Raw genomic sequence first — 25,209 nt, forward strand, 5'->3', positions numbered from 1 at the left:
CCTTCCATTCAGGGGAAGGTCAAGGGGAGTATATGAACATTAGCGATGTCGCCAAAAAAACCGGGCTGACCAGTAAAGCGATTCGTTTTTACGAAGAGAAGGGCGTGGTTACGCCGCCGCTACGCAGTGAAAATGGTTATCGCAGTTACAATCCACACCATATTGATGAACTCAATTTGTTGCGTCAGGCGCGTCAGGTGGGTTTCACCCTTGACGAATGTCGCGAGCTGGTGACGTTATTTAACGATCCTGCCCGCCATAGCGCTGATGTGAAAGCGCGCACCTTACAGAAAGCGGATGAGATCGCGGCCCATATTGAGGAATTGCACGCCATGCGAGCGCGTTTACTGGCGCTGGCTGAAGCCTGCCCGGGCGATGATGGCGCGGAGTGCCCCATCATTAATCATCTGGCAGGTTGCTGTCATCAGGCAGCCGGAAAGCGTGGCTGAATCATCAGCGTAATGCCGACCACGTCGGTGACGGTCACCTGCGTCCCGGCGGGCAAATCGCTTTCTGCCTGCACGCGCCAGCTGCTGTCGCCAATGCGCACATGGCCGGTGCCATCTTTCAGGGCGTTTTCCAGCGTGAAGTGCTGCCCGATCATTTGTGTGCCGCGCTGATTCAGCACATTGGGTTGCTGCGAGGCTTCGCGATAGCGCATCCAGCGATACCAGAAATATACGCACAGCAGCGTTAGCGCCGCGAACAGCAAGCCCTGATTGGTCCACGAGAAGGGAAATAACCACTCGATAAGGCCCACCAGCACCGCTGCCAGCCCGCTCCACAGCAGATAGCCACTGGTGCCGAGCATCTCAGCGGCCAACAACAGGCCGCCCAGCGTCAGCCAGAACCAATGCGGATGGGCAATCATCTCCATCAGGATCACGGTTTGCGCTCCCGGCCGCTCTCTTTCAGCAGCTCACTGATCCCGGCTACGGAACCGAGCAGGCTGGTGGCATCCAGCGGCATCATGACGACCTTGCTGTTATTGGCTTCACCAATTTTCTGTAAGGCATCGGTATATTTCTGTGCCACAAAATAGTTCACGGCCTGGATATCCCCAGCGGCGATCGCTTCAGACACCATACGTGTCGCATTAGCTTCGGCTTGTGCCTCACGTTCACGCGCTTCGGCGTGCAGGAACGCCGCAGTCCGTTCCCCCTCTGCTTTCAGGATTTGTGACTGCTTTTCCCCTTCTGCACGCAAAATCGCCGCCTGGCGTACCCCTTCTGCCGTCAGAATATCGGCTCGTTTGGTACGTTCGGCTTTCATCTGCGCGTTCATCGCAGCGATCAATTCCTGCGGCGGGCGCACGTCGCGGATTTCGATACGGGTGATTTTCACGCCCCAGGGGTTGGTCGCTTCGTCGACAATATGCAGCAGACGAGTATTGATGTTATCGCGCTGTGACAGCATCTCATCCAGCTCCATGCCGCCCAGTACGGTACGGATATTGGTCATGGTGAGATTGAGGATTGCCAGCTCAAGGTTACTGACTTCATACGCCGTTCGAGCTGCATCGATCACCTGCAAAAAGCAGACGGCATCGATCGTGACGTTGGCGTTATCTTTGGAGATCACTTCCTGGGAGGGGATGTCGAGAACTCGCTCCATCATATTGACCTTGCGGCCAATGCGATCCATGAAGGGGACGACTAAGGTCAGACCGGGTTGCAGTGTGCGGGTATAGCGTCCAAAGCGCTCCACCGTCCACTGATAACCCTGTGGCACAATTTTTACTCCGGCCCATACGGTCACCAACGCGAGTACGATGATGACCGGCATCACTGTTAACATACAACCTCCTGATTGTCAGATTGCAGGCCGAGTCGCTTCGGCCTGTTTTACCCTCTGTATTGTCAGTACAGCAACGAGTAGAGCTGGCGACGAAAGCGTGCAGCCAGCGCATCGCCGGTGCCCAGTGCCGCCAGAATTTCCTGCAACATTTTACGCACCTGACCGTCACCGGCATTGAGGTCGCTTTTCAGAAAACTAAACAGCAATTCAAGCGCTTCTTCGTTACGACCAACCTGATGCAGCTGTAACGAAAGTTTAGCAGCCAGCTCCGCGTTCGCGGGGTCCTGCGCCAGTTGTTCCTGCAATTGCTGAATTTCCGGGGTGTCGGCCGCCTTTTTCAGCAGTTCGATTTGTGCCACCAGACTCTGATAACGGGTGTCCTGATCCTGCAACGGCACCACATTTAACACCGCTTCCGCTTCATCGCTGCGGTTCAGGGTGATCAGTACTTCCGCCAGCAGAAAGCCAATTTCGCTGGCCTGGTTGCTGAGCTGCCAGGCGTCTTTCAGCAGCGGCAGTGCATCCAGCGGTTTACCTTCTTCCATCAGGGCTATGGCCTGCTGGGCTTTCAATTCTTCTTCACGCGGCAGCACTTTTTGCAGCAGGGCGCGAATCGCCTCTTCCGGCTGCGGCCCCTGGAAGCCATCGACCGGTTGGCCATTCTGGAACAGATACACCGTCGGGATAGATCGCAATCCAAATTGAGAAGCCACCATCTGCTCTTTATCGCAATCCAGTTTCGCCAGAATAAACTGACCGGCGTATTCCTGGGCCAGATGCTCCAGCACCGGCGTCAGTTGCTGGCAGTGCTGGCTACGATCGGACCAGAAATAGAACAGCACCGGCAATTGCATGGATTGTTCCAGCGTCTGATGCAGATTGGATTCGTTGATGTCGATAATCAAAGCGTGTGACATGAATGCGTCTCTTTGCTGAAAGTGTGTTGAGAATATGGGGGCAAGCAGCCCGGCTTCAAGTTCAAATCAGGCTTGCAGCCTATTTGCTGCGCAAAATGCGATCCAGCATCCAGCCTGGCAGCAACCGTTTTAACAGGCTCATGGCCCAGGCCACCAGCGTCACCGGATAACGCAGACGCGGATGCGGACTTTCCAGCGCATGGCGCAGCTTCGGTAAAATCGCCTCAGGAGGCAGGGAAAAATGCGCGGCTATGCCAGGGTTACGCACCGGTTTGTCGCTTTCCCCCTGATGGACGTTTTCCGTGAAGCGGGTATGGATCGGCCCCGGTTCAATCAGGCTGACACGCACACCAGTGCTGCGCAATTCCATACGCAGCGCATCGCTCCAGGCTTCGATCGCATATTTACTGGCGGCGTAAGCGCCGCGTCCTGGTGTGGAGATCAACCCCAGGACGGAACTGGTATTAATAATACGCCCATTGCCGCTGGCTTGCAGTGCGGGCAGCAGGCGCATGGTCAGTTGATGTGTGCCAAAGAAGTTGGTCGAAAATTGCTGTTCGAGCTGTTGGCGCGACAGGCTGGCAAGCGGCCCGTAAATACCAAAACCGGCGTTGTTGAACAGACCGTGGAGACGATTTTCCGTCAGCGCAATCACCTGATCTGCTGCGGCCTCGACGCTGGTTGGATCGTCCAGATCAAGCGCAATGCCGATAAAGCCGAGCGCATTCATTCGTGCAACATCTTCCGCCCGACGGCAGGCAGCGATCACGCGGTAGCCACGCATCAGCAGATCATTGGCGGCCACCAGGCCGATACCGCTGGAGCAGCCGGTGATAAGAATGGTTTTTTGCATAACTTTACCTGTTAAAAATCACGCGCCTGCGTTAATCATGCTTTACTAGCGGAGCCAGTTCCTGCGCCATCACACCGGCGATAAAGGGCTGCGCATCCGGATTAGGGTGAATACCATCCTGCTGCATCCATTCCGGTTTCAGATACACCTGCTCCATAAAGAAGGGCACCAGAGGAATGTTGTACTGCTGTGCCAGCTGCGGATAAATCGCGCTAAACGCCTGCGTATAACGACGCCCATAATTTGCCGGTAAACGAATTTGCATCAGCAGCGGCTGCGCCTTTGCCGCTTTCACATCGTCGATGATTTTGCTCAGGTCCTGAGCGATATTTTGCGGTGGAAAGCCACGCAGGCCGTCGTTACCGCCCAATTCGATTAACACCCAACGCGGTTGATGCTGTTTTAATAACGCCGGTAAACGCGCCAGCCCCTGTCCGGCAGTATCGCCACTGATGCTGGCGTTAATAATTCTGGGCTGCTGTTGCCACTCTTTATTCAACAGATATGGCCAGGCAACGTTCGCGGACATGCGGTAACCGGCACTCAGGCTATCGCCCAGCACCAGCAGCGTATCGGCCGCAGCAAGACGTGACACCAGCAGAAGCAATAACCACAGGAAGGAATAATGCCAGCGGAAAACATTGTTGAAGTTCATCATCTTACTAAGTCCGTCGGTCAGGGAGAGCATCAGCTGACCATCCTTACCGGAGTTGAGCTGCTTGTCAAACCCGCCCAGACCATTGCGCTGATTGGCGAGTCTGGCTCGGGCAAATCCACCCTGTTGGGCATCCTTGCCGGGCTGGACGATGGCAGCAGCGGTGAAGTGCATCTGCTGGGCGAACCGTTACATGCGATGGATGAGGAGCAGCGTGCGGCGCTGCGCGCGCGGGAAGTCGGCTTTGTCTTTCAATCCTTTATGCTGGTGCCTACGCTGAATGCGCTGGAAAACGTCCAGCTACCCGCGTTACTGCGCGGCGTCAGCGATCGCGAAAGCCGCGATCAAGCGGTGGAATTACTGACGCAGCTCGGCTTAAAAGCGCGTCTGCACCATCTTCCTGCCCAGCTTTCCGGTGGCGAACAGCAGCGGGTAGCGCTGGCACGCGCCTTTAATGGTCGTCCCGGCCTCTTATTTGCCGATGAACCGACCGGCAACCTGGACCGTCAGACTGGTGATCGCATCGCCGATCTGCTGTTCTCCCTCAACCGTGATTTTGCCACCACGTTGATCCTGGTGACGCATGATGAACAACTGGCGGCGCGTTGCGATCGTCGTTTGCGGTTGCGTGACGGTAAATTGTGGGAGGAGTCATGATTTGGCGTTGGTTCTGGCGTGAGTGGCGTTCGCCCTCGCTGTTGATCGTCTGGCTGGCCCTGACGCTGGCGGTGGCCTGCGTACTGGCATTGGGGTCGATCAGCGATCGGATGGAAAAAGGGTTAAGCCAGCAAAGTCGTGACTTTATGGCCGGGGACCGTACCCTACGCAGCAGCGCGCCAGTGCCGGATGCCTGGTTGGCGCAGGCACGGCAAGAGGGGTTAGCGGTCAGTCGCCAGTTGAGTTTTATGACCATGACCTTTGCCCAGGAAACGCCGCAACTGGCGGATGTGAAAGCGGTGGATGATGCGTATCCGATGTTTGGCACCCTGCAAACCGATCCGCCCGGCCTGCGTCCCAGGGCCGGGACGGTACTGGCGGCCCCCCGGCTGCTGGCACTGCTGAACCTGAAAACCGGCGATGAGATTGACGTGGGCGATACCACGCTACGTATCGCTGGTGAGGTGATTCAGGAACCTGACGCAGGTTTTAATCCCTTCCAAACCGCGCCGCGTCTGCTGATGAACCTGGCAGATGTGGAGAAAACCGGCGCGATCCAGCCGGGCAGTCGCCTGAGCTGGCGCTACAAATTCTCGGGCGATCCGGCCCCGCTGGCGCGCTACGATAGCTGGATTCAGCCGCAGCTCAAGGCGGATCAACGCTGGATTAGCGTGGAAAACTCAGAAGATGCATTGGGACGATCGATGCAACGCGCGCAACAATTTTTATTGTTGTCAGCCTTGCTGACTTTGCTGTTGGCGATCGCGGCCGTGGCGGTGGCGATGAGCCACTATTGCCGCAGCCGCTATGATTTGGTGGCGGTGCTGAAAACCCTTGGCGCAACACGCAAGGTGCTGCAACGGTTGATTATCGGCCAGTGGCTGGCGGTGCTGCTGTTGGCGTCGGTGGCGGGTAGCGTGCTGGGGCAGGGGATAGAAATCATCCTGCTGGTGATGCTGAAACCGGTGCTGCCTGCGGCGCTACCGGCGGCCAGCTTCTGGCCGTGGTTGTGGTCGCTGGGGGCGATGTTTGTTATCTCGCTGCTGGTGGGGCTGCGTCCTTATCGGTTATTGCTGGCAACCCAGCCGTTGCGCGTACTGCGTCGCGATGCGGTTGCGGATGTCTGGCCGCTGCGTTTTTATCTGCCGGTGATGGCGCTGGTGGTGATTGGCTTGCTGGCGCTGTTGATGGGGGGCAGCAAAATGCTGTGGGCGCTGCTGGCGGGCGTGGTGATGCTGGCAATGTTGCTGGCGTTACTGGGCTGGGGCACTTTGCTGCTGTTACGACGGCTGGTGGTGCGCAACCTCGCGCTGCGGCTGGCGATCAACCGTCTGCTGCGGCAACCGGCGATGACGCTCAGTCAACTGGCGGCGTTTTCACTCTCCTTTATGTTGCTGGCGTTGCTACTGGTGATGCGTGGCGATTTGCTTGATCGCTGGCAGCAACAGTTGCCACCTGATAGTCCCAACTATTTTTTGCTGAATATGACGCAGGAACAGGTGCCACAGGTACGTGATTTCCTGCAATCACATCGGATCAAAGCGGAGACCTTCTATCCCATTATCCGCGCCCGTCTGACTCAGCTCAATGGTAAAGATGCCGATCCGAATATGGATAACGCCCTGAATCGTGAGCTGAATCTGACCTGGCAGGCGGATCGTCCGGATCACAATCCGTTGGTGGCGGGGAGTTGGCCGCCGCGAACCGGGGAAGTCTCGATGGAGACCGAGCTGGCGGATCGTCTGGGGGTGAAGCTGGGTGACACCTTAACCTTCAGCGGCGATACCCAGCAGTTCAGCGCCAAAATTACCAGCCTGCGTAAAGTGGACTGGGAAAGCCTGCGGCCCAATTTCTTCTTTATCTTCCCTCCGGGGGCGCTGGATGACCAGCCGCAAACCTGGTTGACCAGCTTCCGCATGGAGAGTAATCCGGCATTATTGGCACAGCTGAACCGGGCGTTCCCAACCCTGAGTTTGCTGGATATTGGCAGCATGATGCGGCAGATCGGTCAGGTGCTGGCGCAAGTTAGCCAGGCGCTGGAGATTATGGTGGTGCTGGTAACGATTTGCGGCGTTCTGTTGTTGCTGGCACAGATTCAGGTCGGGATGCGCCAACGGCGTCAGGAGCTGGTCGTTTATCGCACGTTGGGGGCGAGCAAACGGCTGCTGCGTGGAACCCTGTGGTGTGAGTTCGCCTTGCTGGGCGTGGTGTCTGGCGTTGCGGCGGCACTGGGCGCGGAAGCCGCGCTGTGGGGTCTGCAACGGAAGATCTTTGATTTTCCGTGGGAACCGGACTGGAGTCTTTGGCTGGCGCTGCCGATCACCGGGGCGGTGCTGCTGTCGCTGTGCGGCGGCTGGCTGGGGGTGCGTTTGCTGAAAGGGAAAGCGTTGTTCAGGCGGTTTGAAGCGGCGTGATAGGGTTCCGTCGCGAACGTAATGGAGGTCGCCATTGCTGGCGACCTTTTAATTACAGCTTTTCAACGGCCCAGGCGATACCGCTCGCATACTCTGACGGCAGCAACGGCATCAGCGCGTTCAACGCGGCGGCCAGACGAACCTGGTCGCAATCGGTCAGATTGAGGTGGCCGACTTTACGTCCCGGACGTACCTCTTTCTCGTACCAATGCAGATGCACCAGCGGCTGATTAAGCCACGCCAGATTCACATCCGTACCAATCAGATTGACCATTACCGATGGCGCATACACCACCGGCTGCGGTAGCGGTAAACCCAGCACCGCACGCAGATGCAGCTCGAACTGGCTAATGGAAGCACCATTCTGCGTCCAGTGTCCGCTGTTGTGGACACGCGGTGCCAGTTCGTTGATCAGCAGGCCCTGCGGTGTAACAAAGCACTCCATCGCCATCACACCGACGTAGTTCAACTCATGCATGATCGCGCTGAGCATCGCTTCGGCCTGTTGCTGCTGCGCCGCATCGGCCTGCGGGAACGCCACGCTGGTGCGCAGAATACCGTCCTGATGCAGGTTATGGGTCAGCGGATAGAAAACCGTGCTGCCATCCTGCCCACGTGCGCCAACCAGCGACACTTCGCCGCTGAAGTTGATGCCCTGTTCAACGATGCATTCGCCGTAGCACTCATCCGGCAGGGTATCGGTTTCATTGGCGCGCAGACGCCACTGGCCGCGCCCGTCATAACCACCGGTACGGCGTTTAACGATGGCCAGTTCGCCGAGCGAGTTGAACACCTGCGGCCATTCGCTTTTATCCGCCAGCAATTGCCACGGGGCGGTGGCGAGATTCAGCTGATCGAGCAGCTGTTTTTGTGTCAGGCGATCGGCCAGACGCGGGAAAATATCGCGATTCACAAAGGCCGGATGGCTTGCCAGCTCACGCGTCAGCGCGGTTTCCGGCCAGCGTTCAATCTCCGCCGTGATCACGCTTTGCGCGATCGGTAGCGCAGAAGGTTCTGCATCCAATCCGACCGGGTAGACGGCGATGCCCAGCGGTTCACCCGCCTGGCGCAGCATACGGCCTAACTGACCATTTCCCAGTACGCAAACCGGCTTCATGCATCCCCCCGCGGGTCCGGGTTGTTCAGTACTTCGTCAGTCTGGGTCTGACGCCAGTTCGCCAGGCGAGTCGCCAGCGCGCTGTCGTGAATTGCCAGAATCTGCGCCGCCAGCAGGGCAGCATTGGCGGCACCGGCTTTACCGATTGCCAGCGTACCTACCGGGATACCGCGCGGCATCTGCACGATGGAGTAGAGGCTGTCGACACCGCTCAATGCAGCGCTTTGTACCGGCACGCCCAGCACCGGCACCAGGGTTTTGGCGGCCAGCATGCCCGGCAGATGGGCGGCACCGCCAGCACCGGCGATAATCACCTGGTAACCATTTTGCGCGGCGTTTTCGGCGAAGCTGAACAGTTTGTCGGGCGTACGGTGAGCAGAGACCACTTCCACGTGGAAGGGGACATCCAGGCTGTTAAGAATTTCCTCGGCGAACTGCATGGTAGCCCAGTCACTTTTGGAACCCATGACGATGGCGATACGAGCCGGGGCGGCGTTGGATGACATGCGGTCAACTCCTGTGAATATACAAACGAACCTGGCCGGGCGGGCAGGTGAAGAAGGGCACAGAGAATAGCATGAGATGGCAGCAAGGAAAACGGTTGCGTGGCCGGAAAACGGGCAAGATTGCCCGTTAATCAGAACGGGAATTCGATTAGCTGCACGCCAGCGGCATCGACCTGAATCATCGACCCCTGATGATGCCAGGCACCGAGCACCACGCGTTGGGCATTTTCACCCTGCAAAACAAAATCATGAATCGCCGGACGATGGGTGTGGCCGTGGATCAGCAGTCGTACGTGCTGGCGCGTCATCGCATCCATCACCGCCTGTTGATTCACATCCATAATGCTCAGCGATTTATGCTGATTGGCCTGTTTGCTGTTGGCGCGCATTTTGGCAGCGATACGCATGCGTAGCCTGAGCGGTAAGGCGAGGAACAGCTTTTGCAGCCAGCGCTGATGCACTTTGGCGCGAAAGCGTTGATAGCCTTCATCATCGGTGCACAGGGTATCGCCATGCATAATCAGCAGCCGCTTGTCGTGCAGGGTTAACACCTGTTCTTCCGGCAGCAACGTCATGCCGCTGGCACGTGCAAAGCGCTGGCCGAGCAGAAAATCGCGATTACCGTGGATAAAGAATTTCGGCACCGGCAGAGCCTGAAGCGCGTCGGCGATTTGTTGATGTAATGGATTGGGATCGTCATCGCCAATCCAGGCTTCGAACAGATCGCCAAGGATGTAAAGCGCATCGCATTGCTGCGCTTCCCGCTGCAAAAAATGCAGAAAACCGGCAGTGATTGCCGGTTCCTCTTCACACAGATGAAGATCTGCGATAAACAGCGTGCGCGACATTACTCGCTAACGGTCACTTTCTGGATGATCACGTCATCTTTCGGCACGTCCTGGTGCATGCCGCTGCGGCCAGTGGCCACTGCTTTGATTTTGTCGACCACGTCCAGGCCTTCAACCACTTCAGCGAACACGCAGTAACCCCAGCCTTGCAGGCTTTCGTCACGGAAGTTCAGGAAGTCGTTGTCTGCTACGTTAATGAAGAACTGCGCGGTAGCGGAGTGCGGAGCCTGAGTACGTGCCATCGCCAGGGTGCCACGGGTGTTTTTCAGGCCGTTGTTGGCTTCATTACGGATGTCTTCTTTGGTGGCTTTCTGCTTCATGCCCGGCTCAAAGCCGCCGCCCTGAATCATAAAGCCGTTGATCACACGGTGGAAAATGGTGTTGTCGTAGAAACCTTCACGACAGTAATCCAGGAAGTTCTTTACGGTTGCCGGCGCTTTGTCATCGAAGGTTTTAATTACGATATCGCCGTGGTTCGTCTGGAAGGTGACCATCATTCTCGTCCTGTAAAGGTTGTCGTCGGTGTCAATTGCCGCGCCTGCCTCAGAGCAGCGGGCATTTTTGTAGAGGCATCTTATATCACAAATTGTGATGACGCGTCAGCAAGGCAGCGGCAGTTGATATGCTGGCGTCGCGCTGAAGTAAAAAATACGGCACAATACGCAGCTAGCCTGGAAAGGCCATTCCCGCACACGTTAAATACGGAACCGTTCAATGCTAAAGATTTATAACACCCTGACGCGACAGAAAGAGGAATTCAAACCCATCCATGCTGGTGAAATCGGCATGTACGTGTGCGGCATCACGGTGTACGACCTCTGTCATATCGGCCATGGACGTACTTTTGTGGCATTTGATGTGGTGGCACGCTATCTGCGCTATGTCGGTTATAAGCTGAAGTATGTGCGTAATATCACCGATATTGACGACAAAATTATCAAACGTGCCAACGAGAATGGCGAAAGTATCGAAACCCTGACCAATCGTATGATCGGTGAAATGCATAAAGATTTCGCCGCGCTGGGGATCCTGCCGCCAGATCTGGAGCCGCGTGCGACGCGTCATATCGACGAGATCATCGAACTGGTCGGACGCCTGATCGAACGTGGTCACGCCTATGTGGCCGACAACGGCGACGTGATGTTTGATGTACTGAGCGATAAAGATTACGGCGTGCTGTCCCGTCAGGATCTGGAACAACTTCAGGCCGGTGCGCGCGTTGAAGTGGCCGAAGTGAAGCGTAACCCGATGGATTTCGTGTTGTGGAAGATGTCCAAAGCTGACGAACCGGCGTGGAACTCTCCCTGGGGCAACGGTCGTCCGGGCTGGCATATTGAATGTTCAGCGATGAACTGCAAACAGCTTGGCACCCATTTCGATATCCACGGCGGCGGTTCAGACCTGATGTTCCCGCATCACGAAAACGAAGTGGCGCAATCCACTTGTGCGCACGATGGCCCGTACGTTAACTACTGGATGCACTCCGGTATGGTGATGGTTGATCGCGAGAAGATGTCAAAATCGCTCGGCAACTTCTTCACTGTGCGCGATGTGCTGCAACACTACGACGCGGAAACCGTGCGTTACTTCCTGATGTCCGGCCACTATCGCAGCCAACTCAACTATGGTGAAGATAACCTCAATCAGGCACGTGCGGCGCTGGAACGTCTCTACACCGCGTTGCGTCATACCGATGTCAGCGCTGTCGCGGCGGGTGGTGAAGAGTTCGAAGCGCGTTTCCGCACCGCTATGGAAGACGACTTCAACACGCCGGAAGCCTACTCGGTGCTGTTCGATATGGCGCGTGAAGTGAACCGTCTGAAAGCAGAAGATAAAACAGCGGCAGATGCGCTGGCAGCGAAACTGCGTCAGCTGGCGGATGTGCTGGGCATTCTGCAACAGGATCCGGAACAGTTCCTGCAAAGCGGTGCGCAGGCCAATGACGATGAAGTGGCGGAGATCGAAGCGCTGATTAAGATGCGTAACGATGCGCGTAAAGCGAAAGACTGGGCGCAGGCCGATGTGGCACGCGACAAACTGAACGCGCTTGGCATCGTGCTGGAAGATGGTCCGCAGGGCACCACCTGGCGTCGTAAGTAACCAATAAAAAGGGCGAACTGAGGTTCGCCCTTTTTATTTCAGAGTTTATGCCACCACGGTAATACGCTGGCCGGCAAACTCTACCATCTGACCGGCGAGGATCTTGCAGCGTTTACGCGTTTCAATCGCGCCATCGACGCGTACTTCGCCTTCGTCGATCACCGCTTTGGCCTGCGCGCCGCTCTCCACCCAACCTTCAAGTTTCAGCAGATCGCACAGATCAACATGTGGGTGTTTACCCAGAGAAAACGTCGCCATTATGCGATCTCCTCGTCGTGATACTCTTCGCACGCCTGAAGGGTGTTCTGAATCAGGGTGGCGACCGTCATCGGGCCAACACCGCCCGGCACTGGCGTGATGTAAGAAGCACGTTCTGAAGCTGCTTCGAAATCCACATCACCGACCACTTTGCCGCTTTCCAGACGGTTGATACCGACATCAATCACAATCGCACCCGGTTTGATCCAGTCACCCGGAATAAAGTTGGGTTTACCTACCGCCACGATCAACAGATCGGCGTGTTCGATATGGTGACGCAGATCTTTGGTAAAACGGTGGGTCACGGTGGTGGTGCAACCCGCCAGCAGCAGCTCCATGCTCATCGGACGACCAACGATGTTGGATGCGCCAACCACCACGGCGTTCAGGCCGTAGGTATCGATGTCATAACGCTCCAGCAGCGTAACAATGCCGCGTGGGGTGCAAGGACGCAGCTTCGGCGCGCGTTGACACAGACGGCCCACGTTGTACGGATGGAAACCATCGACATCTTTATCTGGCACGATGCGTTCCAGCACTTTGACATTGTCGATGCCTGCCGGAAGTGGCAGCTGCACCAGAATGCCATCGATTTCTTGATCGTTATTCAGCGCATCGATCAAATCCAGCAGCTCGGCTTCGCTGGTGGTTGCTGGCAGATCGTAAGAACGGGAAACGAATCCCACTTCTTCACAGGCGCGGCGTTTGCTGGCGACATAGATCTGCGAAGCGGGGTTTTCACCCACCAGAACGACTGCCAGTCCCGGAGCACGTTTTCCAGCCGCCAGACGCTGCTGTACTTTTTCCGCAACCTCAAGGCGCACCTGCTGCGCAATCGTTTTACCGTCAATAATTTTTGCTGCCATCAGAGAGGAAATCCACTGTGTAATGTTGAATCGGGGAAAGGCGCCTATTCTGTCAGAAGCGCGTCGCGCTGTCAGGCACAGATTGTTCCTGAGGCGCGCTTTTGTTACTTCAGATTGCCCGCGTTAACCCGTATGATGCCCGGCAATGAATTTAGTGGAATGTTTATGATCTGGCTAATCCTTGCGACTTTAGTGGTGGTGTTTGTGGTGGGCTTCCGCCTGCTGACGGCCGGTTCACGCCATGCGGCTCAATCACTTAGCAAACGACTGCAACTACCGCCAGTCCATGTGGAATCGATGCTCTCGCTAATGGGCAAAGAAGCGGCGAAGGAGTTCACCGACTACATCACCGGCGACAATGAAAGCCATTTGCAGAATGCGGCAGCGGTGCTGCTGATTTGGCAGGTGTTTATTGTTGATGGCGGGGAAGGGAATATGCGGCGCTGGCACCAGATCCTCAGTCGGGCGCATTTTTCACCGGTGATCACCCAACAACAATTGTTGCTGGCGATGGGCTTTCTGCGCGAACTGGAGCCGGACCGGGAAGAGATGAACGCGATGCGCGAACGGTTTAACGGCTGGTTTACGCAGGGGATTGAGCTGGAAGGGGAGGCGAAGGAGGAGAGTAATTTGGTGTCGTTGAGTGAATATCGTAAACGTCATTGAGCGGGATTGGTTATATCATCAGCACTCTGCACTTCGCGGGTGCAAAAACGTTGACGAGGCCGCGTGCCAACGTATAATTCGACGCAACCGCATATGCGCCCTTAGCTCAGCTGGATAGAGCACCGGCCTTCTAAGCCGTAGGTCACAGGTTCGAATCCTGTAGGGCGTGCCATTTTTTCTTCTCTCATTGTCTACCAAAGTCCACAAAACCCCAGTAAGAAAGCACCTTCCCGGGAATGTCGTTATCTCAACGTCTACTAACATCTATTGAAATCAACAACGCTGTGGGGGTACATTTGGGGGTAGATTCCCGTTCAATGAAATGAGATACCCCCAAATTGAAACTAAATGCCCGCACAGTGGACGCTTCAAAGCCAAAGGATAAAGCCTACAAGCTCTCTGATGGCGGCGGTTTGTACCTTCTGGTGAATACCAATGGGTCACGTTACTGGCGTTTAAAGTACCGTTACGCTGGAAAAGAAAAGCTGCTGGCGCTGGGGGTATATCCTGATGTATCTCTGGCTGATGCCAGAGCAAAGCGTGATGAGGCCAAACGTACTTTAGCTGCTGGTGGTGATCCGAGCGAGGTTAAACAGTCAGAGAAGCAGGCAAAGATTCTGGCTGTCAGTAACAGTTTCGAAGCTCTGGCGGTTGAATGGCATGAGCATAAACGCCCTAACTGGTCGCAGGGTTATGCAAATGACATTCTCGAATACCTGCAAAAAGATGTATTCCCCTTTATTGGTAAGCGAGCCATCGCAGAAATCAAAGCCGCAGAAATGCTTATGGTGCTCAGAAAGATGGAGCAACGGGGCGTTCTGGATAAGCTGAAGAAAACCCGCCAGGCTTGCAGGCAGATATTTACCTATGCCGTTATCACGGGCAGGGCTGAGCACAATCCTGTTGTTGATTTAGCTGGCGCACTCAAAGCACCAAAGCAAAAGCACTTCCCTCATTTGCTTACTGACCAGATCGGCGGATTCCTTCGCGCCCTGAGTGAATATACAGGTAGCAGAATGACACAGAATGCTACTCGTCTACTTATGCTCACTGGCATGCGCACGATTGAATTACGCGCGGCTGAATGGTCTGAAATCGATATAGAAAAGGGCATCTGGCAGATTCCAGCAGAACGGATGAAGATGCGCCGCCCTCATGTTGTACCACTTTCCCGCCAGGCTAAAGCATTACTGGAGGAAGTCCACCTGCTTTCCGGGCGTGGCCGTTTTGTGTTTCCGGGACGTAACGATGCCGGTAAGACAATGAGTGAGGCCAGCATTAATCAGGTGATCAAGCGTATTGGCTACGATGGCAAAGCTACAGGTCACGGTTTCCGCCACACAATGAGCACCATTCTTCACGAACAGGGATATAACACCGCCTGGATTGAAACACAGCTTGCCCACGTCGATAAAAACTCTATTCGGGGCACCTACAACCATGCTCAGTATCTGGATGGCCGCCGTGAGATGCTTCAGTGGTATGCAGATTATATGGAGGCGCTGGAGAAAGGGGAGAACGTTGTGCACGGTACTTTTGGTAAACGTGCATAAAACACTGGACGAGTAAACAGTAGTGATCTATATTACACGCAAGTGGACATTATTTGCTCTTTAACATGCAGCCGGTGAAGAACCGGGGTATGGCTAGTTGAATATTTCAATCGAGCGCTGAATAAGCGCATTGGTGAATGTCTCAATCGAGCGCTGAAAAGTGCAAACGACGTTCCAACAAATCCATATGCCGGAAGATGTCAGCATCTGAAGAAGGCCACCGCTCTCTTAATAACGGACATGGAGTCCTACGTAGCTGAAAAAGCTAGTGCAAGATGAACAAATAACCATTCGTGGTTGCTCTTTAAAAAATTGGGTTGCTTTCAGGAGGTCAGAAAAATTTTCTATCTTATAAAATTAAGATGTCATGTCTTTCCGGCCAAATTAGGCAACTCATACGACGCTGAAAAGCGTTAGCTCTTTTTAAACTACTGGCACTCCTGAATCAGGAGAGATCGATGAGAAGCGATCATAGTTCACCCAATAACGGGCAAGGACAGTATTCATGGCACTGTCAGAACATAGCCATGCACTTTAAAAGTATGCACCCGTACTCCGCCCTTGTGGAGAATCCAGCTGTTATGGGAGAGGGTATTAGTTCTTCAAAATATGGCGCACATTCTATGAAACCCTTCGGATTCATTTCTATAAGCTGCTGCCAACCGGTTAGGGATGATTCGTCCCTTTGTAAAATAGCTACCGTGATAGGTAACTAACCAACATTTTTTGCTAATAACCAAAACTAACTCAATAAATTATATTACCGCACATGTTTATCATGTTGTGGCTTTTGCCATATCAAAAATCTGGAAATGAAATAAGCCCTTTCTTCTTAGATGGGGCTTTTTTTATGCCTATAGAAAAGGAAATGTTATGACTCCATCTAAAAAGTTAGTCCGTCTTTCAGAAGTATTATGTCGCACCGGTTACAGCCGCGCGTGGATTTATAAACTTATTTCACAAGGCCGCTTCCCTCAATCGGTAAAGATTGGATCACGCTCAATCGCATTTATTGAAAGTGAAATTGATGACTGGATTGAGCAACGCATCGCTGAATCGCGTGGTGAGGTGGCCTGATGGAAATGAAAAAACGCCCATTACAGGCGGCTAATCATGGAACTGACAACCCTGATGTTACGCCTGCCACAGTCATTAAGCCAGCACCTAAAAAGCACCGCGCGCGCCTCTACATGCTTCACAGCGGTATTAATGGTTTTACTGAAAACGAGCTGTTGCGTTACTGCCGCCTCTCATCCGGGCGCAATTACGCGAGTGAGTTAGAGCGCCAGCTTGATATCCGTCTGGAGCGTATCGATGAGAAAAATCCTGACGGAATCGGCAGTCATTTTCGCTACCGCTTCACATGTCGTGCTGACGTGATGCGGGTGATTCAACTCATGAAATACAACGCTCGTGCTGGGGGTTATTACGAGCTGGCGGAGCATGAAGTAAACGCAATCCTTTCACTCTACCCGGACGCTTTCGACGCAGCTTAACGGAGACAGATAAATGAAAATCGAAAAAAGCAGATTAATTTCTGAGGCCGCCCCTCAGCCTACCACCAGCATTAGCGATATTTCTGGTAATGACTTTGCCACCATTGTTCCGGTTATTTCCGGTCAGATTGGTGGCCGGGAAACCAACATTGTGAGCTCAAAAGCATTGCATAAAGCATTGGGGGTTGGGCGTGATTACTCGACGTGGCTTTCCGATCGCATCAAAGACTACGGGTTTGAGCAAGGGGTTGATTATGTGGTTTTTGATTCCCCCGTTTTGGGGAATCAAAGTGCAGAAATTAACCATTCCGATAGAGGCTGGATAACTAAGCGGGGAGGAGATCGTCGTAGCAAAGATACGGGGCTTTCTCTTAGCATGGCAAAAGAGCTGGCTATGGTGGAACGCAACGAGCAGGGCCGGGCCGTGCGCCGGTACTTCATCCAGTGCGAAGAAGCACTACAGCGCAGTGTGCCAGAGATTGCCGCACAGTATCGCCGCCAGCTTAAAGCCCGCATTGGTGCTGCGAACCTCTTTAAACCGATGTGCGCCGCTTTGGAATCTGCCCGCGCCGAACAGGGTAAACAGACTCAATCCCGCCACTACAGCAACGAAAGCAACATGATAGCCCGTATTGTGCTGGGTGGCATGACGGCGAAACAGTGGGCGCAGGTAAATGGTATTACTGGCGAGCCGCGCGACAGCATGAACACCGGGCAACTGGAACACTTTACCTATCTGGAAAGCACCAACATAACGCTGATTGATATGGGTATGGAGTACGACCAGCGCAAAGCAGAGTTAACGCGCCTGTCACAGCGCTGGTTAGCCAAACATTTGGGGGCTGACCATGCATAAATCCATCAGTACCCCGTTACCCAATCACTGCTACCGGGATTCCCACGGCTCACTGGTTACAGTGGTAAGCGTACAATTCAATCGCGTGACATTCTACCGCGAAGGCTATGAGTCGTCCTGTACTCAGCCGGTGGAGCGGTTTGTGCGTGAGTTTACGGAGGTAACGCAATGATTGCTGTCCACAGTAAGGGCTTACCGCAAGCTGGGTTGTTATCGCATTCTATGGTTTTGGACTTAGCCAAACTTGGCAAGAACCTGACAAAACCTAACATTCAAAACACTTCCAATTCGATTTTGAGTCAAGGCCAGTATGGGTTTATGAGTGATTCGGTCGAAAAAGATAGTCGGTCACGAAAATGTATTTCTGATATAGCGGGGGGAGGCCTTAGATGTTTTTCCGACATCCTTAATGGAGGCTCAAAAAAAGGATTATCTGGCCTCACATCGCGGGGATGTGAAGATTTATTTGGGGTCATAACGCGAGAGAAAATTGAGTTCTTGGAGTCCCAAAAAGTAGTCTGGATTGAGTTCTCGGAGTCCATAAAAAAGGGCTTGCTCCGGTCCTGTTATCCATACTATTCTCAACCTGCACTGGCAAAATCCAGTGCCAGGATTGGCGTCCTGGTAAAGTACAAGGCGACACATGACGCGCCTAGCGTCTTTTTTTGTGTCCTCGCATTCGTTCACCCTTTTTTCAGCGCTACGGTTATAATTCGTGCCGCTCGCAAAATTATGGTGGGCTGGATGGGGGCGGAGAAATCCGCGCCGGTTACCTTGTACGCCGGTTACGCCAACCCTGTTCAGCTCACCACCAGCGAAATTGGCGTTTCCGGTGGTGGGATCAAATCCCAGTACAAGGAGGCTGCCATCATGGCTACTACCCTCACCCAAACCACGCCCAAATTTGAGTTTCGTTTTCTGGCTCTGCAACGCGCTGACATGCAGGTCAAGCCCTGCCGCATATCTGTTCAGGCCTCTAGCGAAAAAGAAGCGCGCCGAATTCTGGCACCTAATTTCTTTCTGTCTTTAGCAGCACGCTTGCCTGTAATTACTTCAGATAACCATCATGTTTCTTTGTCAGATTCGGTCACAATTTCAACAATAAAATCCGACTTAACTTGCCCCAAATGGATTCATCTTCTTCACTTTGCGCATCCTGCCAGTACCAAGGCAGCGCCTCGGATGGCAGGAAACTCATATCTCAAAGTGAAACACGGAGGTTATTAATGAACCATTCAATTCCCCTCGAAATTGTGATGATGCGGATCACGCAGGCGCAGGCTGTTCTGTCAGTCTGGCTACAAACCCTGACTACGGACGATGGCAATGTGCCGGACATGATAGACGCAGTAACCACACTTCTGGACGGCCTCGCCGACGCTATAGCAATCAGCATGGAGTCTGGTAAATGAGCCTATACAACGATCTTACCAGTATGACCTTCACCAATGTTAACGGTGAAGAACTGAGCGGCATCCAAAGTCGAGCTGAACAAGCGGTGAACGATTTGTTGCTAGGTATAACCGCCATTGGGTCAATCATGTTTTGGGCAGCAGCTAACGAGGACTATGACCCCGAAGAGGCCAAAAGTGACATGTACAAAATCGGCGCAATGCTTCAGCCACTCACTGAAACAGTACGTGCACTAAGTGACCATGCAGACGAGGCCAGATATCGCTCTAGCAAAAGCGGGAAAGGGAGTAAAGCATGACTATCTGTCTTTTGGATGCAAAGTGTCAGGTGGAACAGGCTCAGGCAGTACTTTCTGTCTGGATGGAAGCTAACATCTCAGATGATAAGACTATGGAGATGATGGGCGCCTTGATGACTTTGCTGAGAGGAGTTCCTGATGCGATGGGAGAAGCCGATTATCAATTGGGCTACATGGGGTTAAAGCTAATGGATAAGGAAATTCGCCATGCATAACTTCAACTTGGAAAGCTACGAAAAAGATTGCCACCGCGTTCAGGCCATTATTGGCAACGATAGCTCACCTGATCTTGATACACCTGAAAATATCTCACGTGGCCGTCTGTTACGAGTGCAAGCTGGCCTGCACCACCTCCTGCTCGAAGTGATCCCAAAAATCACTGATGAGAAGCTACGCCATGAAGTTTATCTACTGGTGGACGGCATCCATGATTTAACTCGCTTCGAGCAATGCGATGTTGACAAAGAGCGCAAGGCTCAGGGGATGAAGGCATGAAGCATCTCTTAGCCCCTGCAGATATCAGACATGAGCTACCGGCTGCTGTCCTATCTGAACAGCAATTGCCGCTAAGGCTTGTGTCCATCGACATTAACAACGCTGATAAATACGCGAATCAGTTGGTCGAAATTTATAACGGCAGCGCACACACAACCCTTGCGGAACACGATCCCAAAGCCGCAGTGCGCATTGCCAGCCTTTTCGAACAATTGACCCAGGGAGGAGCTATCTGATGGCTATCTCATTTGCTGATATTGACCAGCAGGCAGTCAATCTGAAGAAGGCGCGCGCTGTTCTTTCCGTACTGCTCGATACGATGCCGGGCACCGGCATGAATGAGGATCTCGCATGGCTTATCAGCCTTGCACACGGCACCGTTCACGACACCATTGAGGCGCTGGAAGCAGCGGTAGATGCCGACCTGAAATCTCGCGACAAAGGAGCGCAGGCCAAACAATGACGATCACCAAAAACCTCCGTCTCAACGTACTGGCTGACCAGTACGCAACAGCGATTTATAACGTCTTGGTTCAGCAAAACAATGGCGACTGGTTCGTGGTATCAACAACAAATGGTGATATTAGGATTGATATTACCGGTGGTTTCTCAGGCATTCGCGATCTGGTTAACAGCTACGTATTGCTCGTATTAAAACTCCACCACAAGGATTGGGAGCACCAGGCTTTGTCATTGCTGGATGAATGCCTGGAAGGTGGCAATCTCACGAGCAGAGGGCATGAAATATGGGATTGCATGCTCTCGGATATTGCGGTGACTCTCCAGCAGCAAGGAGAGCCAAATTAATGCGAAGCATCGACCTCATACGTGAAACCACCAATGCGGCGGCAAATCGCTGGCCGCAGGTTCTTAGCCAGTTAGGTATTAACGTGCCGCAATCGCCACGCCAGCACTCATCATGCCCTGCTTGTGGTGGTAAAGATCGCTTTCGCTTCGATGACAAAGGGCGCGGGAGCTTTATCTGTAACCAGTGCGGTGCTGGTGACGGCTTAGATCTTATCAAGAGAGTAATCCATTGTGACACCACTGAGGCCGCCCGCATGGCGGCTGATGTACTGGGTATTGATTACCGGGAAACAGAAATTGACCAGCAATCAGCCAGTCAGAGAAGGCGGTACCTGGTAGAACAGCGCCACCAGCATGAGCAGGAACGCCAGCAGAAAGCGGCAGCAGAAGCTGAGCAGCGCCGTGAAAGTTTTGTCAGCCACTATCAGTTGCTCGCAGGCCGTGTAACGCATAGGGAAAGCGAATACCTGATTGCCAAAGGTCTGAGCGGTTTCACTATGCCGTGCCTGTTTGATGGATCAATTCTTCTGTCGCTGGTGGATGAAACCGGTAATGTCGCCGCAGCGCAGACCATCACACCGCAGGGTGAAAAGAAAGTGCTCTATGGCTCAGCGAAGCGCGGAGCCTGGCACCTTCTCAACCAGCCGCAGGAAGTTACCGCAATCATAATTTGTGAAGGGCTGGCAACAACGATTACCGCCCACTTGATGCGCCCAGATGCGCTGGCAGTTGTGGCGCTCGATGCCGGTAATCTTCCGACCGTAGCCAAGTCAATGCGCCGTCAATATCCGGATGCCGCAATCATTATTGCCGGTGATAACGACTGGTATGAACCTGATGAACTCGACGACCACGGAAAGCCGAAAGTAAACAGCGGCAGGATTTTCGCTGATAAAGCTGCTGAAGTCGCCAATGGGAGCGTTTCATTGCCTCCCACCAGCTACAAGGCCGACTGGGACGATTACCGCCAGCAGAACGGGCTTAAGGCCGCTACAGCAGCATTTAACGATTCACTGTATCAACCTCAGGGGGAAAACATGGGCGCTCAATTGGAAGTGATTGAGGGCGGTAAAGCAGTAGAACCGGACCGCGAAGCACTCAAACCCCGAATTGAAAGCCGTCAGGATGGCGTGTATTGGGTGGAACCCAATACAGACAAACAGAGCGGTGAAATCATCAACCGGGAAAGCTGGCTTTGTTCACCCCTGAAGGTTGCCGGAATCGGTCGTGACGATAAAGATCAGTTTCTGATACTGCGCTGGCAAGCACCAGGCTCTGATGCTGAAACCACTCAGGCAGTACCGCTGGCGGACATTGGGGAGCGCGAGGGATGGAGAATGCTAAAAGCTGGTGGCGTTAACGTGACCACCAAAAGCGGCCTAAGAGCCATTCTGGCAGACTGGTTACAACGTAGCGGCTCAAAGGATATCTGGCGCGTTGCGCATGCTACAGGGTGGCAGTGTGGCGCATATATCATGCCTGACGGGGAAATCATCGGTACACCTGATAAGCCGGTGCTGTTCAATGGGCGCAGCTCTGCTGCGGCCGGTTACACAATCAAAGGGAGTGCGGAAAGCTGGCGTGACTCTGTGGCACAACTGGCCGATGGGAACTACTCAATGATGACGGGTGTTGCTGCTGCGCTGGCGGCTCCGCTTATTGGTCTGTCTGGTGCTGATGGCTTCGGCATTCACTTCTACGAGCAATCGAGCGCCGGTAAAACCACGACTGCTAATGTAGCCAGCAGCCTCTACGGTAATCCCGATCAGTTGCGTCTGACGTGGTACGGCACTGCGCTGGGGCTGGCGAATGAGGCTGCCGCACATAACGATGCGCTGATGCCACTGGATGAGGTTGGGCAGGGCGCTGATCCTGTAAGCGTCTCACAGTCCGCTTATGCCCTGTTTAATGGTGTCGGGAAGTTACAAGGGGCCAAAGAGGGTGGTAATCGGGATCTGAAACGCTGGCGCTGTGTGGCAATCAGTACCGGCGAAATGGATCTGGAAACGTTTATTGCTATGACCGGCCGAAAGGCTAAAGCAGGGCAGTTGGTACGGCTGTTGAATATCCCGTTAAGCAAGGCGGTACGATTTCATCAATACCAGAATGGCAAACAACATGCTGATGCGCTGAAGGATGCCTGGCTGAACCATCATGGCGCAGCTGGCCGTGAATGGATTAAATGGCTCGCATCACACCAGCAACAGGCAACTGAGGCTGTCAGGGCAGCAGAGGCGCGGTGGCGCAATCTCATTCCCGCTGAATATGGCGAGCAGGTTCATCGTGTGGGTGCCCGTTTTGCCGTGATGGAAGCAGCGTTGGTAATGAGCCGGGAGATTACTGGTTGGGATGAGCAGACATGTCGTGATGCTATTCAGCACAGCTATAACGCCTGGGTGCGTGAATTCGGCACCGGCAACAAGGAGCATCAGCAGATCATAGCCCAGTGTGAAGCGTTCCTGAATGCCAACGGTTTCAGCCGCTTTGCACCTTTCCCGTATGACCCCCAGTCGCTGCCAATCCGGGACATGGCCGGATTTCGAGCCAGTGGAAGCCATGATGATTCACCTATTGTGTTTTACACCTTTCCGGCAGCTTTTGAGCAGGAGATTGCCAGTGGGTTCAACCCTAAGCAGTTCGCACGAGTGCTGGTGGAAAGTGGGATGCTGACGCCGCCAGCCAGCGGCAGGGGTTATCAACGTAAATCACCGAGGATTAACAAGCGGCAGTACAACGTTTATGTGATCCAATACCGGCCAGAGGGTGAAGCAGAGGGAGAGTAATCCTGTCATGTGAGAGAAATAGTGTTGGTTCAGTTAGTTCAGTTGGTTCAATTTTTATAGTGGCTTATTTTTTAAGGATTTTCGTCCATAAAATGAACCAACACTGAACCAACAAGATAGTGTTTTGAACCAACACTTAAAAGTTATTTTGGATATGTAGTTCTGGCAGGCCTGGGCATTAAAATTGACCGGCCCTTGCGGTCATCGGACCTGATTATTGTATTCTTGCACCGCGGCATTGGCTTTATTTATGGCGTCTTGCTGCGCTTCCTGAATCCGCTGAATGTCATAGTTTGCATCCTCAAGATACTGCTTTGCTTTAGCTGTGTATGCGTCAACTTCCTGTTTGTAGTTCTCCCAAGCGTATTGGTCATTAGTATATGGTGGCGTTGGTGCGACTTCGCTGAATTCCGGGTAGCCGCCAAAACCAAGGTTACTTCCTCCAAAAACTGTTGCAAGACATGCTGTCGGCATTAACAAAACAGATAAAAGTGGTAAAGCCTGGAGTGTTAATTTCATCTACGTCCCTTTGGTTATGAGCACCTATTCCTAAAGGTATAATTACTGACTCTTGGCATCAATCAGCACAAATGAATTTCTCTCCGCGCATTAGTCTATTTAACTGCCACAGGTATATCTGGCACTGGTGCCAGGCCTCTTTACGCCAAGATTGCTTATCCATACGATCGATTTTTTGATGCAAAAAATGAAATATTAAATTAAATCATTTCAATAATTGCAATTACAATGACTGTGTGAAATACAAGCAGGAAAATGAAATGAATAAAGCAACAGTGATGCCTGTTCTGTTAAGCCGCGAGCAGTATTCAGCTCTTCGCGAGCTTCAGGAGCGGGAACGTAGTAAATCAACATTGGGTGTAGCGCCAACCATCCATGTGATTGCACGACAATTGATGGACAAGGCGTTAAAAGAAATTAGCTAAGGTAAGGAGGAGAATAATCATGGGCGTAGTTGAAGGTTCACTGGCTGCCTATGCAGCAATCGCATCAGCCGCAGTAGGTGCTGGTACGGCAATTTATTCAGCCACACAAAACAAAACCCCTCAGCAGCAAAAAACAACTGGCGTGAATACAGACGCTGCCAGTGCTCAAGCAGATGACGAGTTACGCCGCAGATCACGTCAGGGCATTAACGCAAACCTTCTCAGTGGCACGGCTGGTTCCGGTTCGCCTGGTGCGACCTCAACAGGGCAGAAAACACTGTTGGGTGGTTAAAAATCGCTAATCGGGAATGATGATTTCTGGAGTCCGTAAAAGGAACTCTTGTCATCGCCTTTGATGATTTACACACCAGTACGCGCATGCGCGCGAGGGGGAGGATCTGAGACATGGCAGCTAGCACAAAAAAACAGGTTAATCGGTTCTTCAATGGAACGCCTACCAGCCGCCTGATAGTTACTGTTGAGATAGCGCTGGTGGATGAGGTGGACAGCCTGATAAAACGCCGAGGCGGTAATTTTAAGCATCCATGTTATGGGAACCGAGCAGAATTCGTGCGTCAGGCAATTGCTGAGAAGTTGCTACGCGACATTGCCTCGAATAATCACGGGTAAGACGGAATATGCTGGATAGAAAGTCGTTAGAGCTGACATTGATTCAGATGGTCCGCCGAAATGGCGAACCACTCGACAGGCATACACTTTATACAATCAGGACAGGTCTTGCCCAGGCTTTGCAGGCCACTGAGAGGAATCGTAGAAGGTTGGAGGCTCCAGAGTTCACATGGAAGAAGCCAGCCAGAAAGCGGTGATCGTAACCATTCCGCCCATTATATACGCATATAATGGGTAATTATGCTCCATTAATTAACCACATTCTCAGTGAGAATTTATC

Annotated in this window: 34 protein-coding genes and 1 tRNA gene; 23 read left to right on the forward strand and 12 right to left on the reverse strand. The window is 53.3% G+C overall.

The genetic code is table 11. The features are described 5' to 3' along the window. Positions 1 to 32: 32 nt before the first annotated feature. A complete protein-coding gene (gene cueR, locus AC6I8W_RS05585; protein WP_497837314.1) occupies positions 33 to 449 on the forward strand; it encodes a Cu(I)-responsive transcriptional regulator in 417 nt (138 codons plus the stop codon). Here the strand turns inward: cueR and AC6I8W_RS05590 are convergent. The 5 genes from AC6I8W_RS05590 to tesA form a co-directional block, all read right to left on the reverse strand. Further along, positions 425 to 883, reverse strand: a complete 459-nt coding sequence (locus AC6I8W_RS05590) for an NfeD family protein (RefSeq protein ID WP_497838113.1) — start codon at positions 881 to 883, stop codon at positions 425 to 427. The genes cueR and AC6I8W_RS05590 overlap by 25 nt on opposite strands. Beyond that, complete coding sequence (locus AC6I8W_RS05595) at positions 883 to 1,797, reverse strand: SPFH domain-containing protein (protein WP_497837315.1); 915 nt, start codon at positions 1,795 to 1,797, stop codon at positions 883 to 885. The genes AC6I8W_RS05590 and AC6I8W_RS05595 overlap by 1 nt, the downstream gene beginning before the upstream one ends. A gap of 62 nt (positions 1,798 to 1,859) precedes the next feature. After that, the gene (locus tag AC6I8W_RS05600; RefSeq protein ID WP_497837316.1) at positions 1,860 to 2,714 is read right to left on the reverse strand and encodes a tetratricopeptide repeat protein; all 855 of its coding nucleotides are present in this window, start codon (positions 2,712 to 2,714) and stop codon (positions 1,860 to 1,862) included. A gap of 79 nt (positions 2,715 to 2,793) precedes the next feature. Further along, on the reverse strand, positions 2,794 to 3,567 hold the full coding sequence (locus tag AC6I8W_RS05605) for an SDR family oxidoreductase (protein WP_497837317.1): 774 nt from the start codon (positions 3,565 to 3,567) through the stop codon (positions 2,794 to 2,796). Positions 3,568 to 3,598: 31 nt separating this feature from the next. After that, positions 3,599 to 4,225: a multifunctional acyl-CoA thioesterase I/protease I/lysophospholipase L1 gene (gene tesA / locus AC6I8W_RS05610; protein ID WP_497837318.1), complete on the reverse strand. Its 627-nt coding sequence runs from the start codon at positions 4,223 to 4,225 to the stop codon at positions 3,599 to 3,601. Here tesA and ybbA point away from each other — a divergent pair. Together ybbA and ybbP are read left to right on the forward strand one after the other, a co-directional pair. Further along, positions 4,193 to 4,879 carry a putative ABC transporter ATP-binding protein YbbA gene (gene ybbA / locus AC6I8W_RS05615; protein WP_497837319.1) on the forward strand — a complete coding sequence of 229 codons (687 nt, stop codon included), beginning with the start codon at positions 4,193 to 4,195 and terminating at the stop codon, positions 4,877 to 4,879. The two genes, tesA and ybbA, sit on opposite strands and share 33 nt — an antisense overlap. Then, positions 4,876 to 7,293 (forward strand): putative ABC transporter permease subunit YbbP, encoded by a 2,418-nt coding sequence (gene ybbP / locus AC6I8W_RS05620; RefSeq protein WP_497837320.1) that lies wholly within the window; start codon positions 4,876 to 4,878, stop codon positions 7,291 to 7,293. The genes ybbA and ybbP overlap by 4 nt, the downstream gene beginning before the upstream one ends. Positions 7,294 to 7,345: 52 nt before the next feature. On the opposite strand, the gene purK is transcribed toward ybbP, so the two are convergent. The 4 genes from purK to ppiB all read right to left on the reverse strand — a co-directional run bounded on the left by purK (position 7,346) and on the right by ppiB (position 10,258). Next, complete coding sequence (purK, locus tag AC6I8W_RS05625) at positions 7,346 to 8,410, reverse strand: 5-(carboxyamino)imidazole ribonucleotide synthase (RefSeq protein ID WP_497837321.1); 1,065 nt, start codon at positions 8,408 to 8,410, stop codon at positions 7,346 to 7,348. Further along, positions 8,407 to 8,916, reverse strand: a complete 510-nt coding sequence (gene purE / locus AC6I8W_RS05630; protein ID WP_497837322.1) for a 5-(carboxyamino)imidazole ribonucleotide mutase — start codon at positions 8,914 to 8,916, stop codon at positions 8,407 to 8,409. Before purE ends, purK begins: the two co-directional genes overlap by 4 nt. 131 nt (positions 8,917 to 9,047) lie before the next feature. Continuing rightward, positions 9,048 to 9,764 (reverse strand): UDP-2,3-diacylglucosamine diphosphatase, encoded by a 717-nt coding sequence (locus tag AC6I8W_RS05635; protein ID WP_497837323.1) that lies wholly within the window; start codon positions 9,762 to 9,764, stop codon positions 9,048 to 9,050. Continuing rightward, complete coding sequence (gene ppiB / locus AC6I8W_RS05640; protein ID WP_480371498.1) at positions 9,764 to 10,258, reverse strand: peptidylprolyl isomerase B; 495 nt, start codon at positions 10,256 to 10,258, stop codon at positions 9,764 to 9,766. Before ppiB ends, AC6I8W_RS05635 begins: the two co-directional genes overlap by 1 nt. Positions 10,259 to 10,478: 220 nt before the next feature. Here ppiB and cysS point away from each other — a divergent pair, with 220 nt between their 5' ends. Continuing rightward, a complete protein-coding gene (cysS, locus tag AC6I8W_RS05645; RefSeq protein WP_497837324.1) occupies positions 10,479 to 11,864 on the forward strand; it encodes a cysteine--tRNA ligase in 1,386 nt (461 codons plus the stop codon). A 45-nt stretch (positions 11,865 to 11,909) separates the two neighbouring features. Here the strand turns inward: cysS and ybcJ are convergent, their stop codons facing one another. Both ybcJ and folD read right to left on the reverse strand, forming a co-directional pair. Further along, positions 11,910 to 12,122 (reverse strand): ribosome-associated protein YbcJ, encoded by a 213-nt coding sequence (gene ybcJ, locus AC6I8W_RS05650; protein ID WP_497837325.1) that lies wholly within the window; start codon positions 12,120 to 12,122, stop codon positions 11,910 to 11,912. Next, positions 12,122 to 12,988: a bifunctional methylenetetrahydrofolate dehydrogenase/methenyltetrahydrofolate cyclohydrolase FolD gene (folD, locus tag AC6I8W_RS05655; RefSeq protein ID WP_497837326.1), complete on the reverse strand. Its 867-nt coding sequence runs from the start codon at positions 12,986 to 12,988 to the stop codon at positions 12,122 to 12,124. The genes ybcJ and folD overlap by 1 nt, the downstream gene beginning before the upstream one ends. A gap of 165 nt (positions 12,989 to 13,153) precedes the next feature. On the opposite strand from folD, the gene AC6I8W_RS05660 reads away from it, so the two are divergent. From AC6I8W_RS05660 to AC6I8W_RS05735, 16 genes are all read left to right on the forward strand, one after another. Further along, positions 13,154 to 13,654, forward strand: a complete 501-nt coding sequence (locus tag AC6I8W_RS05660) for a DUF1198 family protein (RefSeq protein ID WP_497837327.1) — start codon at positions 13,154 to 13,156, stop codon at positions 13,652 to 13,654. A gap of 95 nt (positions 13,655 to 13,749) precedes the next feature. Then, positions 13,750 to 13,826, forward strand: a tRNA-Arg gene (locus tag AC6I8W_RS05665). A 166-nt stretch (positions 13,827 to 13,992) separates the two neighbouring features. Further along, positions 13,993 to 15,207 carry a tyrosine-type recombinase/integrase gene (locus AC6I8W_RS05670; RefSeq protein WP_497837328.1) on the forward strand — a complete coding sequence of 405 codons (1,215 nt, stop codon included), beginning with the start codon at positions 13,993 to 13,995 and terminating at the stop codon, positions 15,205 to 15,207. Between the two features lie 873 nt (positions 15,208 to 16,080). Then, on the forward strand, positions 16,081 to 16,284 hold the full coding sequence (locus AC6I8W_RS05675; RefSeq protein ID WP_497837329.1) for a helix-turn-helix transcriptional regulator: 204 nt from the start codon (positions 16,081 to 16,083) through the stop codon (positions 16,282 to 16,284). Continuing rightward, positions 16,284 to 16,703 carry a PM1773 family protein gene (locus AC6I8W_RS05680; protein WP_497837330.1) on the forward strand — a complete coding sequence of 140 codons (420 nt, stop codon included), beginning with the start codon at positions 16,284 to 16,286 and terminating at the stop codon, positions 16,701 to 16,703. Before AC6I8W_RS05675 ends, AC6I8W_RS05680 begins: the two co-directional genes overlap by 1 nt. Positions 16,704 to 16,716: 13 nt before the next feature. After that, on the forward strand, positions 16,717 to 17,559 hold the full coding sequence (locus tag AC6I8W_RS05685) for an antA/AntB antirepressor family protein (protein WP_497837331.1): 843 nt from the start codon (positions 16,717 to 16,719) through the stop codon (positions 17,557 to 17,559). Continuing rightward, positions 17,552 to 17,731, forward strand: a complete 180-nt coding sequence (locus tag AC6I8W_RS05690; RefSeq protein ID WP_497837332.1) for a DUF4222 domain-containing protein — start codon at positions 17,552 to 17,554, stop codon at positions 17,729 to 17,731. Before AC6I8W_RS05685 ends, AC6I8W_RS05690 begins: the two co-directional genes overlap by 8 nt. Then, a complete protein-coding gene (locus AC6I8W_RS05695; protein WP_497837333.1) occupies positions 17,728 to 18,786 on the forward strand; it encodes a host cell division inhibitor Icd-like protein in 1,059 nt (352 codons plus the stop codon). Before AC6I8W_RS05690 ends, AC6I8W_RS05695 begins: the two co-directional genes overlap by 4 nt. Further along, a complete protein-coding gene (locus AC6I8W_RS05700; RefSeq protein ID WP_497830209.1) occupies positions 18,786 to 18,971 on the forward strand; it encodes a hypothetical protein in 186 nt (61 codons plus the stop codon). The genes AC6I8W_RS05695 and AC6I8W_RS05700 overlap by 1 nt, the downstream gene beginning before the upstream one ends. Then, positions 18,968 to 19,270, forward strand: a complete 303-nt coding sequence (locus tag AC6I8W_RS05705) for a ubiquinol-cytochrome C reductase (RefSeq protein ID WP_497837334.1) — start codon at positions 18,968 to 18,970, stop codon at positions 19,268 to 19,270. Before AC6I8W_RS05700 ends, AC6I8W_RS05705 begins: the two co-directional genes overlap by 4 nt. Beyond that, a complete protein-coding gene (locus tag AC6I8W_RS05710; protein ID WP_497837335.1) occupies positions 19,267 to 19,485 on the forward strand; it encodes a hypothetical protein in 219 nt (72 codons plus the stop codon). Before AC6I8W_RS05705 ends, AC6I8W_RS05710 begins: the two co-directional genes overlap by 4 nt. Beyond that, positions 19,478 to 19,765, forward strand: coding sequence for a transcriptional regulator (locus AC6I8W_RS05715; RefSeq protein WP_497837336.1), 288 nt, complete (start codon positions 19,478 to 19,480; stop codon positions 19,763 to 19,765). Before AC6I8W_RS05710 ends, AC6I8W_RS05715 begins: the two co-directional genes overlap by 8 nt. After that, the gene (locus AC6I8W_RS05720) at positions 19,762 to 20,001 is read left to right on the forward strand and encodes a hypothetical protein (protein WP_497837337.1); all 240 of its coding nucleotides are present in this window, start codon (positions 19,762 to 19,764) and stop codon (positions 19,999 to 20,001) included. Before AC6I8W_RS05715 ends, AC6I8W_RS05720 begins: the two co-directional genes overlap by 4 nt. After that, a complete protein-coding gene (locus tag AC6I8W_RS05725; protein WP_497837338.1) occupies positions 20,001 to 20,228 on the forward strand; it encodes a hypothetical protein in 228 nt (75 codons plus the stop codon). Before AC6I8W_RS05720 ends, AC6I8W_RS05725 begins: the two co-directional genes overlap by 1 nt. Continuing rightward, the gene (locus AC6I8W_RS05730; RefSeq protein ID WP_497837339.1) at positions 20,225 to 20,572 is read left to right on the forward strand and encodes a hypothetical protein; all 348 of its coding nucleotides are present in this window, start codon (positions 20,225 to 20,227) and stop codon (positions 20,570 to 20,572) included. Before AC6I8W_RS05725 ends, AC6I8W_RS05730 begins: the two co-directional genes overlap by 4 nt. Next, positions 20,572 to 23,355, forward strand: a complete 2,784-nt coding sequence (locus tag AC6I8W_RS05735) for a DUF927 domain-containing protein (protein ID WP_497837340.1) — start codon at positions 20,572 to 20,574, stop codon at positions 23,353 to 23,355. The genes AC6I8W_RS05730 and AC6I8W_RS05735 overlap by 1 nt, the downstream gene beginning before the upstream one ends. 201 nt (positions 23,356 to 23,556) lie before the next feature. On the opposite strand, the gene AC6I8W_RS05740 is transcribed toward AC6I8W_RS05735, so the two are convergent. Further along, complete coding sequence (locus AC6I8W_RS05740) at positions 23,557 to 23,874, reverse strand: hypothetical protein (protein ID WP_497830216.1); 318 nt, start codon at positions 23,872 to 23,874, stop codon at positions 23,557 to 23,559. Positions 23,875 to 24,134: 260 nt separating this feature from the next. Between AC6I8W_RS05740 and AC6I8W_RS05745 the strand changes: the two genes are divergently transcribed. From AC6I8W_RS05745 to AC6I8W_RS05755, 3 genes are all read left to right on the forward strand, one after another. After that, the gene (locus AC6I8W_RS05745; RefSeq protein WP_497830217.1) at positions 24,135 to 24,299 is read left to right on the forward strand and encodes a hypothetical protein; all 165 of its coding nucleotides are present in this window, start codon (positions 24,135 to 24,137) and stop codon (positions 24,297 to 24,299) included. A gap of 19 nt (positions 24,300 to 24,318) precedes the next feature. After that, positions 24,319 to 24,591 (forward strand): hypothetical protein, encoded by a 273-nt coding sequence (locus AC6I8W_RS05750; protein ID WP_497837341.1) that lies wholly within the window; start codon positions 24,319 to 24,321, stop codon positions 24,589 to 24,591. Positions 24,592 to 24,704: 113 nt separating this feature from the next. After that, complete coding sequence (locus AC6I8W_RS05755; protein ID WP_497837342.1) at positions 24,705 to 24,929, forward strand: ribbon-helix-helix domain-containing protein; 225 nt, start codon at positions 24,705 to 24,707, stop codon at positions 24,927 to 24,929. The last annotated feature ends 280 nt before the right edge of the window (positions 24,930 to 25,209 follow it).

The organism is Pantoea sp. X-Soil-TKNS-1211, assembly GCF_059730495.1.

What these genes read in the sequence shown, in the direction of transcription:
- AC6I8W_RS05700 (WP_497830209.1), top strand. Translation starts at nt 18,786, where the DNA reads ATGAACCATTCAATTCCCCTCGAAATTGTGATGATGCGGATCACGCAG.
- purE (WP_497837322.1), bottom strand. Translation starts at nt 8,916, where the DNA reads ATGTCATCCAACGCCGCCCCGGCTCGTATCGCCATCGTCATGGGTTCC.
- AC6I8W_RS05755 (WP_497837342.1), top strand. Translation starts at nt 24,705, where the DNA reads ATGGCAGCTAGCACAAAAAAACAGGTTAATCGGTTCTTCAATGGAACG.
- ybcJ (WP_497837325.1), bottom strand. Translation starts at nt 12,122, where the DNA reads ATGGCGACGTTTTCTCTGGGTAAACACCCACATGTTGATCTGTGCGAT.
- AC6I8W_RS05720 (WP_497837337.1), top strand. Translation starts at nt 19,762, where the DNA reads ATGAAGCATCTCTTAGCCCCTGCAGATATCAGACATGAGCTACCGGCT.
- AC6I8W_RS05735 (WP_497837340.1), top strand. Translation starts at nt 20,572, where the DNA reads ATGCGAAGCATCGACCTCATACGTGAAACCACCAATGCGGCGGCAAAT.
- AC6I8W_RS05745 (WP_497830217.1), top strand. Translation starts at nt 24,135, where the DNA reads ATGAATAAAGCAACAGTGATGCCTGTTCTGTTAAGCCGCGAGCAGTAT.
- folD (WP_497837326.1), bottom strand. Translation starts at nt 12,988, where the DNA reads ATGGCAGCAAAAATTATTGACGGTAAAACGATTGCGCAGCAGGTGCGC.
- ybbP (WP_497837320.1), top strand. Translation starts at nt 4,876, where the DNA reads ATGATTTGGCGTTGGTTCTGGCGTGAGTGGCGTTCGCCCTCGCTGTTG.
- AC6I8W_RS05710 (WP_497837335.1), top strand. Translation starts at nt 19,267, where the DNA reads ATGACTATCTGTCTTTTGGATGCAAAGTGTCAGGTGGAACAGGCTCAG.
- AC6I8W_RS05660 (WP_497837327.1), top strand. Translation starts at nt 13,154, where the DNA reads ATGATCTGGCTAATCCTTGCGACTTTAGTGGTGGTGTTTGTGGTGGGC.
- AC6I8W_RS05715 (WP_497837336.1), top strand. Translation starts at nt 19,478, where the DNA reads ATGCATAACTTCAACTTGGAAAGCTACGAAAAAGATTGCCACCGCGTT.
- AC6I8W_RS05725 (WP_497837338.1), top strand. Translation starts at nt 20,001, where the DNA reads ATGGCTATCTCATTTGCTGATATTGACCAGCAGGCAGTCAATCTGAAG.
- cysS (WP_497837324.1), top strand. Translation starts at nt 10,479, where the DNA reads ATGCTAAAGATTTATAACACCCTGACGCGACAGAAAGAGGAATTCAAA.
- AC6I8W_RS05595 (WP_497837315.1), bottom strand. Translation starts at nt 1,797, where the DNA reads ATGTTAACAGTGATGCCGGTCATCATCGTACTCGCGTTGGTGACCGTA.
- AC6I8W_RS05605 (WP_497837317.1), bottom strand. Translation starts at nt 3,567, where the DNA reads ATGCAAAAAACCATTCTTATCACCGGCTGCTCCAGCGGTATCGGCCTG.
- AC6I8W_RS05685 (WP_497837331.1), top strand. Translation starts at nt 16,717, where the DNA reads ATGAAAATCGAAAAAAGCAGATTAATTTCTGAGGCCGCCCCTCAGCCT.
- ppiB (WP_480371498.1), bottom strand. Translation starts at nt 10,258, where the DNA reads ATGGTCACCTTCCAGACGAACCACGGCGATATCGTAATTAAAACCTTC.
- AC6I8W_RS05750 (WP_497837341.1), top strand. Translation starts at nt 24,319, where the DNA reads ATGGGCGTAGTTGAAGGTTCACTGGCTGCCTATGCAGCAATCGCATCA.
- purK (WP_497837321.1), bottom strand. Translation starts at nt 8,410, where the DNA reads ATGAAGCCGGTTTGCGTACTGGGAAATGGTCAGTTAGGCCGTATGCTG.
- AC6I8W_RS05730 (WP_497837339.1), top strand. Translation starts at nt 20,225, where the DNA reads ATGACGATCACCAAAAACCTCCGTCTCAACGTACTGGCTGACCAGTAC.
- ybbA (WP_497837319.1), top strand. Translation starts at nt 4,193, where the DNA reads ATGCCAGCGGAAAACATTGTTGAAGTTCATCATCTTACTAAGTCCGTC.
- AC6I8W_RS05675 (WP_497837329.1), top strand. Translation starts at nt 16,081, where the DNA reads ATGACTCCATCTAAAAAGTTAGTCCGTCTTTCAGAAGTATTATGTCGC.
- cueR (WP_497837314.1), top strand. Translation starts at nt 33, where the DNA reads ATGAACATTAGCGATGTCGCCAAAAAAACCGGGCTGACCAGTAAAGCG.
- AC6I8W_RS05690 (WP_497837332.1), top strand. Translation starts at nt 17,552, where the DNA reads ATGCATAAATCCATCAGTACCCCGTTACCCAATCACTGCTACCGGGAT.
- AC6I8W_RS05705 (WP_497837334.1), top strand. Translation starts at nt 18,968, where the DNA reads ATGAGCCTATACAACGATCTTACCAGTATGACCTTCACCAATGTTAAC.
- AC6I8W_RS05695 (WP_497837333.1), top strand. Translation starts at nt 17,728, where the DNA reads ATGATTGCTGTCCACAGTAAGGGCTTACCGCAAGCTGGGTTGTTATCG.
- AC6I8W_RS05600 (WP_497837316.1), bottom strand. Translation starts at nt 2,714, where the DNA reads ATGTCACACGCTTTGATTATCGACATCAACGAATCCAATCTGCATCAG.
- AC6I8W_RS05740 (WP_497830216.1), bottom strand. Translation starts at nt 23,874, where the DNA reads ATGAAATTAACACTCCAGGCTTTACCACTTTTATCTGTTTTGTTAATG.
- AC6I8W_RS05635 (WP_497837323.1), bottom strand. Translation starts at nt 9,764, where the DNA reads ATGTCGCGCACGCTGTTTATCGCAGATCTTCATCTGTGTGAAGAGGAA.
- AC6I8W_RS05680 (WP_497837330.1), top strand. Translation starts at nt 16,284, where the DNA reads ATGGAAATGAAAAAACGCCCATTACAGGCGGCTAATCATGGAACTGAC.
- tesA (WP_497837318.1), bottom strand. Translation starts at nt 4,225, where the DNA reads ATGATGAACTTCAACAATGTTTTCCGCTGGCATTATTCCTTCCTGTGG.